Consider the following 12,810-nt stretch of genomic DNA (forward strand, 5'->3'; position numbering starts at 1 on the left):
GAAGACGGCCACGGCGCCGACGGCAAGCTGACTATGGAACAGCTGTTGACCGATCCTGAGCAAGCTGCCGACTTCGTTCGCAACACCCAACTGGACGCGCTGGCCATTGCCATCGGTACCAGCCACGGCGCCTACAAGTTCACCCGCAAGCCTACGGGCGACATCCTGTCGATCTCGCGCATCAAAGAAATCCATCATCGCCTGCCCAACACTCACCTGGTCATGCACGGTAGTTCCAGCGTGCCTCAAGACCTGCTCGCAGAAATTCGCGAGTTCGGTGGCGACATGAAAGAAACCTACGGCGTGCCGGTTGAAGAAATCCAGGAAGCCATCAAGTTCGGTGTTCGCAAGATCAATATCGATACCGATATCCGTCTTGCCATGACCGGTGCAATTCGCCGTTTCATGGGCGAAAATCCTTCCAAGTTCGACCCTCGCGAATACCTCAAGCCAGCTCGTCAGGCAGCCAAGGACATCTGCAAGCAGCGCTACGAACAATTCGGCACAGCCGGTAATGCCAGCAAGATCAAGGCTATTCCGCTGACCGAAATGGCCAAGCGCTACGCTGCCGGGGAATTGGCACAGCTCGTCAAGTAAATGCTTCTGGCTTTGTTCTGACCTTCATCCCGCCCGGTCCAGGTTGTCCCTGGGCAGCGGGATGTTTTTATTTCAAGGATACATTGTGGCCCAGGCCCTCCATCAATCAACAATCAAATCGCTTCCCTTGCTTGCACGCGGCAAGGTGCGCGACATGTACGCGGTAGGCGATGACAAGCTGCTGATCGTGGCGTCCGACCGTATTTCGGCTTTCGATGTCATTCTTGATGACCCCATCCCCGGAAAAGGGCAGGTGCTTACTGAATTGACCGAGTTCTGGTTGAAGAAACTGGCGCATATCTTGCCCAACCATTCCACCGATATTGCCCCTGAGGATGTCGTGGCCGCCGACGAGCGCGACCAGGTTGCCGGGCGAGCAATGGTAGTCAAGCGCCTGAAGCCCATCATGGTCGAAGCGGTTGCCCGCGGCTATCTGATTGGTTCCGGCTGGAATGATTATCGTGCTACTGGCCAAGTTTGCGGCATAAGTCTGCCTGCCGGCCTGCAGCAGGCAAGCCGCTTGCCCGAGCCGATCTTTACGCCGGCTGCCAAGGCGGAATTCGGCTCGCACGACGAAAATGTGGATTTTGATTTTGTGGTGGGCCAGGTCGGCAAGGACTTGGCGGAAAAAATCCGTGCAGTCACGCTACAGTTGTATACCGAAGCGGCCGAATTCGCGTCAACCAAGGGCATCATCATTGCCGACACCAAATTTGAGTTCGGCCTCGATGACAACGGCCAACTGCACTTGATGGACGAAGTGCTGACACCGGATTCGTCGCGCTTCTGGCCGGCTGCCGATTATGCGGTAGGCATCAGCCCGCCATCCTTCGATAAGCAGTTCGTGCGCGACTGGCTGGAAACCCAGGTATGGGACAAAACGCCGCCCGCACCGCGCCTGCCTATTGAAGTGCTGGAAAAAACTGCCGCCAAATACCGCGAGGCTGTCACGCGCCTGATGGCGTAAACGCTGTCTGGCGCACGTTAAAATATTTGATTGCCCCGAGCTATTCTTGTGAGCTGACATGACTACATTTTCTGAAACCGATGCCGCCCGATCACCTGTTGTCGGTATTATCATGGGCTCGTCCAGCGACTGGGACATCATGAAAAATGCGGTCGCCATTTTGGAAGAGTTCGGAGTGCCGCACGAAATGAAGGTCGTATCGGCGCACCGCATGCCGCATGACATGGTTGAATACGGCGGCCAGGCTGTCGAACGCGGATTGCGCGCCATTATTGCAGGGGCGGGTGGGGCGGCGCATTTGCCGGGCATGATGGCGGCGCTTACTCCTGTGCCGGTATACGGCGTGCCCGTGCCATCCAAGTACCTGCGTGGTGAAGACTCACTGTTGTCGATTGTGCAAATGCCCAAGGGCGTGCCGGTTGCCACATTCGCCATCGGCGAGGCGGGGGCGGCTAACGCTGCGCTGCATGCCGTGGCCTGCCTGGCCATGACCGATTCGGACTTGCTGCAAAAGCTCATGGCTTTCCGCAGCAGGCAAACCGAAGCGGCGCGCGCCATGGCGGTTCCTCCACACGTGGTGATGTAAGCACCGTCGCACGCTTTTTTCTTTTTTTATTTATTTGCTGACAGGTTGGTTTTCATGAGCGATGCCTCTATTTCTTTTCCGATAATGCCGGGCGACTGGCTGGGCATGATCGGAGGGGGGCAGTTAGGGCGTATGTATTGTCATGCCGCGCAAAGCCTGGGCTACAAGGTGGCGGTGCTGGATCCGGATCCGCATAGCCCTGCAGGCGCGGTGGCCGATATGCATATCCGGGCCGCCTACGATGACCAGGATGGCCTGAAAACCTTGTCCGAACGTTGTAAGTCGATTACGACTGAATTCGAAAACGTGCCGGCGCAAAGTCTGCAGACGCTTGCATTGGCATCGTCGGTCAGGCCTGCGGCGCAGGCCGTTGCCGTCGTCCAGGATCGCATACGCGAAAAGGCATTCCTCCAAAGCACGGGTGTGCCGGTGGCGCCTTACGCGGCGGTGCTGACGCCTGACGATCTGGCGGCTGCGCCCGACGCGCTCTTTCCAGGCATTTTGAAGGCCGCCCGGCTGGGATATGACGGCAAGGGGCAGGCACGTGTCAGTAATCGCGAGCAGGCGCAACAGGCATTTGCCGAACTTGGCGGCGCCGCCTGTGTGCTTGAAGCGCTACTGCCGTTGGCCAGCGAACTATCTGTGGTGATGGCTCGCGGCGCCGATGGCCAGACGGTATTTTTTCCTTCTGCCCAGAACGAGCACCGCGACGGCATACTGGCCGTTTCAGTGGTTGATGCGCAGTCGGCCAGCCAGGGCGTTGCCGACCAGGCATCCAAGGCTGCGCAGGCTATCGCTGAAGGCCTGCAGTACGTTGGGGTCCTGTGTGTCGAGTTCTTCGTGCTGCAAGACGGTAGCCTGATCGTTAACGAGATAGCGCCCCGGCCGCACAATAGCGGCCACTACACCATGAATGCCAGCATCAGCAGTCAGTTTGAACAGCAGGTGCGTGTCACGGCAGGCCTGCCGTTAGGCAGCACCGAATCCCTGTGCTCTGTAGTCATGCTGAATATTTTGGGCGATATCTGGTTTGATCCCGCGACCGGCGCCAAGCGCGAACCGGACTGGTCCGCTGTGCTGGCCGTGCCGGGTGCGAAACTGCATTTATATGGCAAGTCCGATGCGCGTCGCGGGCGCAAAATGGGGCATGTGAATGTGCTCGGCGCCACCTTAGCGCAGGCGCGTAGCGCCGCCTCACAGGTTGCGCAGGCGTTGGGCATACCTTTTCAGCCATGACAGGAACTCCACTGTCGTCCGATACCGGCGCCATGCTTCGCTTGGCTGCGCAGCGCCTGGCTGCTGGCGAGCTGGTCGCTTTTCCTACGGAAACCGTCTACGGCTTGGGGGGTGACGCGGAAAATCCAGCAGCTATCGCTAGCATTTACGCGGCCAAGGGGCGTCCTGCAAACCATCCGGTCATAGTGCACGTAGCCCCTGAGGCCGATATCACCTATTGGGCTGAATCGGTTCCGCCGCAAGCGCGGGCGTTGATGCAGGCCTTTTGGCCAGGCCCGCTTACGCTTATTCTGCCGCGCGCCCGGCATATCCCGGCCGCGGTCAGCGGCGGGCAAAGCAGCGTTGGCTTGCGTTGCCCTTCGCATCCCATAGCGCAGGCTTTGCTGCGTGAATTCGCGTTATTGAAACCGAATGGCCAGGGGGGCGTTGCGGCGCCGTCGGCCAATAAATTTGGGCAAGTGTCGCCGACGCATGCGTCGCATGTGCGTGCGGAATTCCCCGAGCTTAGCGACGCTGAACTCATGATTCTGGAAGGCGGGCCTGCTCAAGTGGGGATTGAGTCCACGATTGTGGATTTGTCCAGGCTGGATAGCGGTATTGGCCCAGTGCTATTACGGCCCGGCCATGTGACATCCGCGCAAATTGCCGCGGTGCTGGGGGTCGAGCCTGGCCGCCCTGATGTGGCTGCCCCGCAGGTGTCCGGTTCTTTAAAAGCGCATTACGCGCCGCACACGCCGTTATCGCTGCTGCCGCTGGAAGAATTGTTGTTGACGGTATTTGGCGATGTGACCCACGTGTCGAGCAGTGCAGGGCGAGTGGCGGCAGTGGTGTTTAACGAGCCACCATGCCCGGCTTCGGGAAATGTTGACTGGCACGTTTGCGCGAGTGATCCGGATGTCTACGCACGGGATTTGTACGCGTTATTGCGCCATCTCGATCAGCAAGGCTATTCGCGCATTCTGCTGGAGCAGCCTCCTCGGACGCCGGCCTGGCAGGCTGTTAACGACCGTATAGGCCGGGCGGCGGCGGCATTTATCAGTTCTTGATTTGGGTGTTGGGGGCTGGGCCGTGCTCCCATGCCTTGATGCTTATTCAATCCAGTTTGGCGATGAAATTCGCCACGGCAGTGGCGACCGCGGCGGGTTGATCCCGATGGGGAGAGTGGCCACAGTGTGGAAGAACACAAAGCTCGGTCTGGTCCGCCAGGCGTTTGATGCCTCGGATTTGTTCCAATGTGCCGTACTCATCATTTTCGCCCTGGATGGCGAGTATCGGGCACTGGATCTGGCTGACTTCCGCCTCGATGTTCCATAAGCGGAACTCGGGGTCCAGCCACACTTCATTCCAGCTCCAGAAGACCGAGTCCACATCCTGATGATGACGTTCAAGTTTCTTTGCCAAATCGGTTGAAAGGTAGATGTCGCGCGCCTGCTCGATGCCTTCAATTGTGATGTCTTCGACAAAAATATGGGGCGCCGCTACTGCGATCCCCTTGACCCTGTCTGGAAACATCGCTGCATACAGCAGCGCAATCGACCCGCCATCGCTGTGTCCGAACAGGACGGGGCGCTCGTGCTCCAGGCCCAGCGCTGTGAACAGCGCTGGTAGCGCCTCGTTGGCCTGAACGTGTAGATAAGTGATGGGCCGTTTCTCATCCATGGGACGGGGCGTGCTTTGTCCGTATCCATAGCGGGAAAATACCAGGCCGCGGCAATCGGCGGCAGCGCAAACGCTGGCTGGCCAGTCCCTCCACATTGAGATCGACCCCAAGCCCTCATGCAGGAACACGATCAGGTCTTTATCGGCTTTTTCAGGCGCGATCCATTGGCATTCGATGACGATATCGCGGCCCATGCTGTGCACAGGAACGAGGAAAGGGACATCGGTGGAAGCGGTATTGTTCATGGGTATGCCAAATGCATGAAGGGTGGGGGCCTGCTGGCCCGGCAACTATCGGGTTGCATTAGTGTAATGGATGATTACACGTCAGGCAGGGCGACACCAGAAGGAAGCCATATTGCTGCAACAAGGGTAAACTTCCGCTTTACCTATCAAATGAGTGGTTGGGTTTTGCTATGAAATTCAGCGAGTTTCAAGTTGGGGCAGTGATCACGCATCCGCCTGTCGTAGTCACCGAAGAAGAGATGTTGGCATTCGCCAAGCTTTACGATCCACAGTGGTTTCATGTCGACGTAGAGCGTGCGAAAGAAGGCCGTTGGGGCGGGCTTATCGCCAGCGGTTGGCTGACGTGCAGCATGGCCATGCGCATGGCGGTTGATTCGGCTTTGCACGACTCAGAATCGTTCGGGTCGCCAGGTCTGGAAAAATTGCGTTGGCAAGCGCCTGTGCGGCCAGGCGACGCGTTGCGTTTGGAAGCTTCTGTCGATTCGAAGCGAATTTCCTCCAGCCGCGATGATCTGGGCATCATCCGCTGGTCGTGGCGCATGATCAATCAGCGCGATGAACAGGTCCTGGAACTCGAAGCGACCAGTCTTTTTGATTTGGGCGGGGCTAGCGCTTAAGCAAGCCAATACGTCGAAGCAAAACAAAACGCCACCATTGGACGGTGGCGTTTTGATGCAACAGGGAATGTGCCCGATTAGCGCCAGCTGCGGCGTATCATCCGGCGCTGGTTACGCTATTTAGAAAAATGCTTGCAAGCCGGTTTGCGCGCGGCCCAGGATAAGGGCGTGCACGTCGTGTGTACCTTCGTAGGTATTGACGACTTCCAGGTTGACCAAGTGGCGGGCTACGCCGAACTCGTCGGAAATGCCGTTGCCGCCCAGCATGTCGCGCGCGAGGCGGGCGATGTCCAGGGCTTTGCCGCAGGAATTACGTTTCATCATCGAAGTGATTTCGACAGCGGCGGTGCCCTCGTCTTTCATGCGGCCCAGGCGCAAGCAACCTTGCAGTGCCATGGTGATGTCGGTTTGCATGTCGGCCAGTTTCTTCTGAATCAACTGCGTGGCAGCCAGCGGGCGGCCGAACTGTTTGCGATCCAGGGTGTATTGGCGGGCGGTATGCCAGCAGTCTTCTGCGGCACCCAGGGCGCCCCAGGCGATGCCGAAGCGGGCCGAGTTCAGGCACGTGAACGGGCCACGCAGTCCGCTGACGCCGGGCATCATTTGTTCTGCACCGATTTCCACTTCGTCCATGACGACTTCACCGGTAATCGAGGCGCGCAAGCCGACTTTGCCGTGGATGGCTGGCGCTGACAAGCCTTTCATTCCTTTTTCCAGGATAAAGCCGCGGATCTTGCCGTCGTCATCGCCGCCGACCACTTTTGCCCAAACGACGAATACGTCTGCGATGGGCGAGTTGGTGATCCACATTTTGCTGCCGCTAAGCTTGTAGCCGTCGGCGGTCTTGACCGCGCGGGTTTCCATGCTGCCCGGGTCGGAACCATGATTGGGTTCAGTCAGGCCAAAGCAGCCTATCCACTCACCTCGTGCGAGCTTGGGCAGGTACTTGCGTTTTTGCTCTTCGGTGCCGAATTCATTGATGGGAACCATCACCAGCGAGGACTGCACGCTCATCATCGAGCGGTAACCGGAGTCGACGCGCTCGACTTCGCGGGCAATCAGGCCGTAGCTGACATAGTTCAGGCCAGCGCCGCCATACTCTTCCGGGATGGTTGCGCCCAGCAGGCCGAGCTCGCCCATTTCGGCAAAGATGGCGCTATCGGTTTTTTCGTGACGGAAGGCTTCGAGCACGCGCGTGGCGAGTTTGTCTTGCGCATAGGACTGCGCCGCGTCGCGCACCATGCGTTCTTCTTCAGTTAGCTGGGAATCCAGCAATAGGGGGTCTTGCCAGTGAAAAGAGGGGGCTGCCGACATGATGAGGCTCCGATTCAATAAAAATAATGTGTAAAGTGCATGGCCTGCCGAGGCAGGCGTGTAAGGTCTTTTAAGCCTGTGCGGCCAATGCTTTCTGCCGAATTTTTTCCAGCGTGGTCGAAGGAGAAATGGTTTCCGGATCGATCAGGCAGTGCAGAATGGCCGGCTTTTGGCTGGCAATGGCTCGTTCAAAGGCAGGCGCGAATTGTTCCGTGGTTTCGACGCGCTCGCCATGACCGCCGAAGGCTAGTGCATACGCAGCGAAGTCGGGGTTTTGCAAGGCTGTGGCTGACAACCGCGCCGGGTAATGAAGTTCCTGGTGCATACGAATGGTGCCGTACATGCCGTTGTCGATAAGTATGACGATAATCGGCAGTTGATACTGGACCGCTGTGGCAAATTCCTGACCATGCATCATGAAGCAGCCATCGCCGGCGAAGCAGATTACCGTCTTCGAAGGGTCGATGCGTTTGGCGCCGACGGCGGCCGGCAGGCCATAGCCCATGGACCCCGAGGTGGGGGCAAGTTGTGTGCCATAACGTGTGAATCGATGGAAGCGGTGCAGCCATGTCGCATAGTTGCCCGCGCCGTTGCACATAATGGCGTCATCAGGCAGCGCTGAGCGCAGGTATGACATGACCTGGCCCATTTGCAGCGTGCCGGGGTGAGTGATTGTTTGCGGGTCGGTCCATGCCAGATAGCTGGCGCGTATACGATCCAGGTCGGCTGACCAGGCGGCGGGCTGGCTTGGTTGCAAAGTAGCGACGGCCTGGGCAAAAGACGCTGGCGAGACGTTGATGGCCAAGTCTGCCCGGTAAACGCGATTCAGCTCGCCGGCATCCGGATAGACATGCACCAAGGTTTGGCTGGGTACGGGAATATCCAGCAAGGTATAGCTTTGGCTGGCGATTTCCGACATGCGGCCGCCCACCAGCAAAATCAGGTCGGCATCTTTGATGTACGCCATCAATTCGGGGTTGCCGCCCAGCCCGACATCGCCAATAAACGAGGGGTGATCGACCGAAAACAGCATTTGCCGGCGAAACTGCACGGCCACTGGCAATTGGTAGCGTGTGGCGAATTCTGCAAACTGGTCAACCGCTGCCTGATTCCAGCGTGTGCCGCCCAAAATGGCAATAGGGCGCTTGGCATTGGCAAGCTGTTGCGCCAGGGTATCCAGTTGGGCCGCCGTCGGGGCGCTGTCAATGACGTCGTAGTGCGGTGCGTCAGCGGCTTCGGTGTATTCCACCAACATGTCTTCTGGCAAGGCGATTACCACGGGGCCGGGGCGGCCCGATGTGGCAACATGGAATGCGCGGGAGATGATTTCGGGAATGCGGTCGACTTGGTCGATTTCGGTGACCCATTTGGCCTGGGTGCCGAATACGGCGCGATAGTCCATTTCCTGGAAGGCTTCGCGTTCGCGCATGCCGCGCTCGATTTGGCCTACGAACAGAATCATGGGCGTCGAGTCTTGCATGGCGATATGCACGCCGGCAAGCGCGTTCGAAGCACCGGGGCCGCGGGTGACCATACAGATTCCGGGTTCGCCGGTAAGCTTGCCGTGGGCGTCGGCCATCATGGCGGCTCCGCCTTCCTGGCGGCATACCGTGACCTGTATGGCGGCATCGTGCAGGCCATCGAGCACGGCCAAGTAGCTTTCACCCGGCACGCAAAACACATGTTTAACGCCTTGCGCGATCAGTTGATCTACGAGGATATGGCCGCCCATGCGGGGGCTAAGTACGGAATTTGAGCTTGCTTTCATAATGGATCAGGATAGTGTGCGTTGAGGGCACAACGCAATTGATAAAATTGCACAATGTCTTGCCTATTATGCAAGATATTGCCGCTACAGGTAATAATCACTGATTCTACTGTTGCGTACTTTATGCGACTGGACACGTTATGAGAAATGGGATTCCCAATTTAGGTGCTTTACAGGCTTTCGAGGCCACTGCCAGGCTGGGGTCTTTTTCGCGGGCCGCTGAAGAACTCTCGTTAACCCACAGCGCGGTTTATCGCCAGGTTACAGGCCTGGAAGAGCGCCTGGGTGTGGAGCTATTGACGCGCGTGCGCCGACGTGTGGCCGTCACCAGCGCTGGCGCGGAATATGCCGCGCGCGTGCGGCATATTCTGGAGCAGCTGGAAAAAGATACGCTGGGGGTAATGTCGCGTTCTGGCATGGGGCGCAGCCTGCATGTGGCGGTTTTACCCACATTGGCCACGACATGGCTGGTGCCGCGTCTGCCCGATTTCCAGCGCCAGCATGGTGACGTCACAGTCAGCTTGTCGGTACGCACTTTGCCTTTCCAGTTCAACGATCACCCTTTCGACGCTGCTATTTATCACGCGGAGCAGATCTGGCCTAAAACCCGGGGAATCAAGTTATTCGACGAAGACGAGCTGCTGCCGGTGTGTTCGACATCCGTTTTAGCGGCTGTCGCCGATCCGACCGATCCTATGGCCGGGTTGACGCATTTGCATATGTCGTCGCGGCCTGATGCCTGGCGTCAGTGGTATTCCGCTCAGAACAAGGAGTACGCGCCGTCGATAAGCGCCGGACCGCGATATGAGCTGTTTACTATGATTTTGGCCGCCGCCAAAGCAGGGATGGGGGTGGGGCTGGTTCCCCGCTTTCTTGTGCAAGATGAACTGGATTCCGGCGGGCTGGTGATGCCCGTGACGACAGGCTTGCGTGTTCGCGCCGCGTATTTTTTCAGTCATCCGGCGGCTATCGAGCCCAGTGAGGCACTGTTGGCATTCGAGGCGTGGTTGAAGGGCATTACGCATGCCCCGAAAAAGGAGCGGGAATGATAGGGCAGCGCGTAGCAGCGAATGTATTGTGTGTGGCTTTGACCCTGGCCTGGCCGGCCGCCTGGGCATTCGACGCGGATACTCAGGTAAACGTGCAGGACATCAACCCAGAAGCCGCATCATCGTCCGTATTGCTCAAGCGGGACGTCGTGCAGGCACAGCACTATATGGTTAGCAGCGCCAATCCGCTGGCGACACAAGCGGGCGTAGATGTGCTGGCCGAGGGCGGAAGCGCGACGGATGCGATCATCGCCAGCCAAATGGTGCTTAACCTGGTCGAGCCCCAATCCTCGGGCATAGGCGGCGGTGCTTTTATCGTGGCTTACGATGCGGCAACGCAGTCCGTGCGGGCCTACGATGGCCGAGAAACCGCACCTGCTGCTGCGCGCAGTGACCGCTTCATGGAAAACGGACAAGCCATTCCATTTTGGGAGGCCGTCAATAGCGGCCGATCGGTGGGGACGCCCGGGTTGCTACATGTCCTGGCCTTGATGCACGAAAAGCATGGGCATTTGAGCTGGCATCGTCTTTTCGCCCCAGCGATCGCCCTGGCCGATGAAGGCTTTCCCGTATCGGCGCGTTTACATGCTCTGCTTATCGATAACAACGGCTTGCGCGACCAGGCTGCGGCGGCTGCCTATTTTTACGATGCCAATGGCGAGCCATGGCCGGTTGGCCATAGGCTGGCTAACCCCGCATTAGCGCGGGTATTGCAGCAGATCGCCAAGCGCGGTCCCGAGGCTTTTTATAAAGGCGCGGTTGCCGAGGGTATCGTCAACGCCGTTACTGGCCATGCCGTACCCGGCGACCTGACACTGCAGGATTTAGCTAGCTATAAGGCGCTGGAGCGGCCTCCCGTATGCACTCCCTATAAGATCTACACCTTATGCGGGATGCCTCCACCTAGTTCAGGGCCACTGGCGGTCATGCAAATGCTGGGGATCCTGGCGTACACGCCAATTGCCGATTTGCCCCCGGATTCTTTGCAATCTGTTCATTATTTCTCCGAAGCGGGCAAGCTCGCCTATGCCGATAGAGACGTCTATGTGGCGGATCCGGATGTCATCGATGTACCGGTCAAAGCCATGTTGGATCCGGAATACCTTGCCCTGCGCGCGGGCATGATTCGCCCTGACAAGACGATAGGCCGAGCCCCTCCCGGCGATCCGGCGGGCATGCTGGCAGTTCGAGGCAAGGATGCATCGCCTGAACAGCCTTCCACGACGCATATCGTGGCGGTCGATGCGCAAGGCAATGTGGTGTCGATGACCAGCACTATTGAATCGGCATTTGGCAGCAAGATATTCGTTGATGGGTTTTTGCTGAACAATCAATTGACTGACTTTTCTTTATCCAACGTCGACGCGCAGGGCAAGCCTGTGGCGAATCGGCTTGAGCCTTTGAAGCGGCCGCGAAGCTCTATGGCGCCGATGCTGGTGCTAAAGGATGGCAAGCCTGTCATGGCAATTGGTTCGCCCGGCGGCAGCGCGATTATCAACTACGTGGCGAAGACGCTATTGGGAGTACTGGATTGGGAACTGAATATCCAGCAGGCGATTGACCTGCCGAACCGCGGCAGTCGCAATTCCTTTACTGAGCTGGAGAAGAATACTTCTCTGCATGGCTTGGCAGCGGGCTTGCGGGTTATGGGGCATGAGGTCCGGGAGGTGGATTTTCCCAGCGGGCTGCAGGGGGTGGTGCTGACGCCGGACGGGCTGGAAGGCGGGTCTGATCCTCGGCGGGAGGGCGTTTCTTTAGGGCGTTAGCCGTGGCCTTACATACGGAGTTAGTGCGCTTGGTCGTCCTGCCTGTGTTTTCTTTGCATGCTGTTGTTGTTTGCCTAGCTAGTTTTTTCTTGTCACGCCGTTGCTGCGGTTTTGCTGGCTATTTCTTATCACTCCGTTGGCGCGGTCTTGCTGATTATTTCTTATCACGCCGTGGCTGCGGTGATGAGAATATGCGCTCCTCGTGGCCCGATTCGGCGCCCTGCGCGCCGAACCAGCGTGGCCTCGCTCGTTTGCCCCATTCGGGGCGTCCTTCGCTTCCGGCCCGCTGGCGTGCCCCGAAAGTCGCGCATATCCTCATCACCGCAGCCACGGCTGCGTTAAATTTGATTTGCAAGGTCGCTGGGACGGGTGGCGTGCTTGGCATGCTTTCGACGGCCTCGGTAGGTTCAAAAGAACTCATGCGCTCGTCCTGCGAGCCCCGCCAGCCGGGGCACTCCGGACATTGAGTCAGGTATCAGCGACGGTCGTAATAGCGGCGGTGGGTGGTCACGGTAAGCATTACGGTGGCGATCACGACTGCCATAATGGTCGCGGGTCAACTTGGCGGCCGTTGCAGTATCGGTGATGGCAGCGATACGCCACGGCTTATGGTCGGCCGTCATTGGCCTGGCTGCACTCATGGCATGCCTGCCATCCATCGCTCGTTCGCGCACCGGTGGCCAATCGCCAGCCTCTCGCAAAGATGCCAAGCACGCTGCCCGTCCCAGCGATGTGTCAATCTTTTATGACGCAGCGGGACAGGTCCTGGGAGGGGGTGTTGCAGCGACTTTCGGTGGCGAGCGAGACGCACGCGAAGGTAGCCCGAATGGGCGAACAAGCGGGGCGAAGCGATGTTCGGCGCCGCAGGGCGACGAACCGTCGACGAGGAGCAAAACAACCCCTCCCAGGACCTGGCACGCGTATCAAGAAAGAAACACTGACGCTAAGAACTGGCATTCAGATCCATAAGCCAACTACCGGAAAACCACCGTCCGCTGTCCATTC

At 58.4% G+C, this 12,810-nt stretch carries 13 protein-coding genes; 8 read left to right on the top strand and 5 right to left on the bottom strand.

Annotation, left to right across the window (positions count from 1 at the left end; all coding sequences use genetic code 11):
* The 5 genes from ABWO67_RS15460 to ABWO67_RS15480 form a co-directional block, all read left to right on the top strand.
* Positions 1 to 597: class II fructose-bisphosphate aldolase (locus ABWO67_RS15460; RefSeq protein WP_353153085.1), on the top strand; the 597-nt coding region annotated here is incomplete at its 5' end.
* Between the two features lie 85 nt (positions 598 to 682).
* Entirely contained in the window at positions 683 to 1,564 is an 882-nt protein-coding gene (locus ABWO67_RS15465) for a phosphoribosylaminoimidazolesuccinocarboxamide synthase (RefSeq protein WP_353153087.1), read from the top strand.
* Between the two features lie 58 nt (positions 1,565 to 1,622).
* Positions 1,623 to 2,150 (top strand): 5-(carboxyamino)imidazole ribonucleotide mutase, encoded by a 528-nt coding sequence (gene purE, locus ABWO67_RS15470; protein WP_353153089.1) that lies wholly within the window; start codon positions 1,623 to 1,625, stop codon positions 2,148 to 2,150.
* 54 nt (positions 2,151 to 2,204) lie between these two features.
* Positions 2,205 to 3,386, top strand: coding sequence for a 5-(carboxyamino)imidazole ribonucleotide synthase (locus ABWO67_RS15475; protein WP_353153091.1), 1,182 nt, complete (start codon positions 2,205 to 2,207; stop codon positions 3,384 to 3,386).
* Complete coding sequence (locus ABWO67_RS15480) at positions 3,383 to 4,432, top strand: L-threonylcarbamoyladenylate synthase (RefSeq protein ID WP_353153093.1); 1,050 nt, start codon at positions 3,383 to 3,385, stop codon at positions 4,430 to 4,432. The genes ABWO67_RS15475 and ABWO67_RS15480 overlap by 4 nt, the downstream gene beginning before the upstream one ends.
* A 46-nt stretch (positions 4,433 to 4,478) precedes the next feature.
* Here the strand turns inward: ABWO67_RS15480 and ABWO67_RS15485 are convergent, their stop codons facing one another.
* Complete coding sequence (locus tag ABWO67_RS15485; RefSeq protein WP_353153095.1) at positions 4,479 to 5,291, bottom strand: alpha/beta fold hydrolase; 813 nt, start codon at positions 5,289 to 5,291, stop codon at positions 4,479 to 4,481.
* Between the two features lie 170 nt (positions 5,292 to 5,461).
* Between ABWO67_RS15485 and ABWO67_RS15490 the strand changes: the two genes are divergently transcribed.
* Positions 5,462 to 5,908, top strand: coding sequence for a MaoC family dehydratase (locus ABWO67_RS15490; protein WP_353153097.1), 447 nt, complete (start codon positions 5,462 to 5,464; stop codon positions 5,906 to 5,908).
* 120 nt (positions 5,909 to 6,028) lie between these two features.
* Here ABWO67_RS15490 and ABWO67_RS15495 read toward each other — a convergent pair whose 3' ends face one another.
* Positions 6,029 to 7,222, bottom strand: a complete 1,194-nt coding sequence (locus ABWO67_RS15495; RefSeq protein ID WP_353153099.1) for an acyl-CoA dehydrogenase — start codon at positions 7,220 to 7,222, stop codon at positions 6,029 to 6,031.
* 70 nt (positions 7,223 to 7,292) lie between these two features.
* On the bottom strand, positions 7,293 to 8,990 hold the full coding sequence (locus ABWO67_RS15500) for a thiamine pyrophosphate-binding protein (RefSeq protein ID WP_353153101.1): 1,698 nt from the start codon (positions 8,988 to 8,990) through the stop codon (positions 7,293 to 7,295).
* Between the two features lie 140 nt (positions 8,991 to 9,130).
* Here ABWO67_RS15500 and ABWO67_RS15505 point away from each other — a divergent pair, with 140 nt between their 5' ends.
* Both ABWO67_RS15505 and ggt read left to right on the top strand, forming a co-directional pair.
* Positions 9,131 to 10,039 (top strand): LysR substrate-binding domain-containing protein, encoded by a 909-nt coding sequence (locus ABWO67_RS15505; protein ID WP_353153103.1) that lies wholly within the window; start codon positions 9,131 to 9,133, stop codon positions 10,037 to 10,039.
* Positions 10,036 to 11,805 (top strand): gamma-glutamyltransferase, encoded by a 1,770-nt coding sequence (gene ggt, locus ABWO67_RS15510; protein ID WP_353153107.1) that lies wholly within the window; start codon positions 10,036 to 10,038, stop codon positions 11,803 to 11,805. Before ABWO67_RS15505 ends, ggt begins: the two co-directional genes overlap by 4 nt.
* A 154-nt stretch (positions 11,806 to 11,959) precedes the next feature.
* Here the strand turns inward: ggt and ABWO67_RS15515 are convergent, their stop codons facing one another.
* Positions 11,960 to 12,226 (bottom strand): hypothetical protein, encoded by a 267-nt coding sequence (locus ABWO67_RS15515; protein WP_353153109.1) that lies wholly within the window; start codon positions 12,224 to 12,226, stop codon positions 11,960 to 11,962.
* Positions 12,213 to 12,515 carry a hypothetical protein gene (locus ABWO67_RS15520; RefSeq protein WP_353153111.1) on the bottom strand — a complete coding sequence of 101 codons (303 nt, stop codon included), beginning with the start codon at positions 12,513 to 12,515 and terminating at the stop codon, positions 12,213 to 12,215. The genes ABWO67_RS15515 and ABWO67_RS15520 overlap by 14 nt, the downstream gene beginning before the upstream one ends.
* Positions 12,516 to 12,810: the final 295 nt, after the last annotated feature.

It is taken from the genome of Pollutimonas bauzanensis (genome assembly GCF_040393045.1).
Taxonomy (GTDB): domain Bacteria; phylum Pseudomonadota; class Gammaproteobacteria; order Burkholderiales; family Burkholderiaceae_B; genus Pollutimonas; species Pollutimonas bauzanensis_A.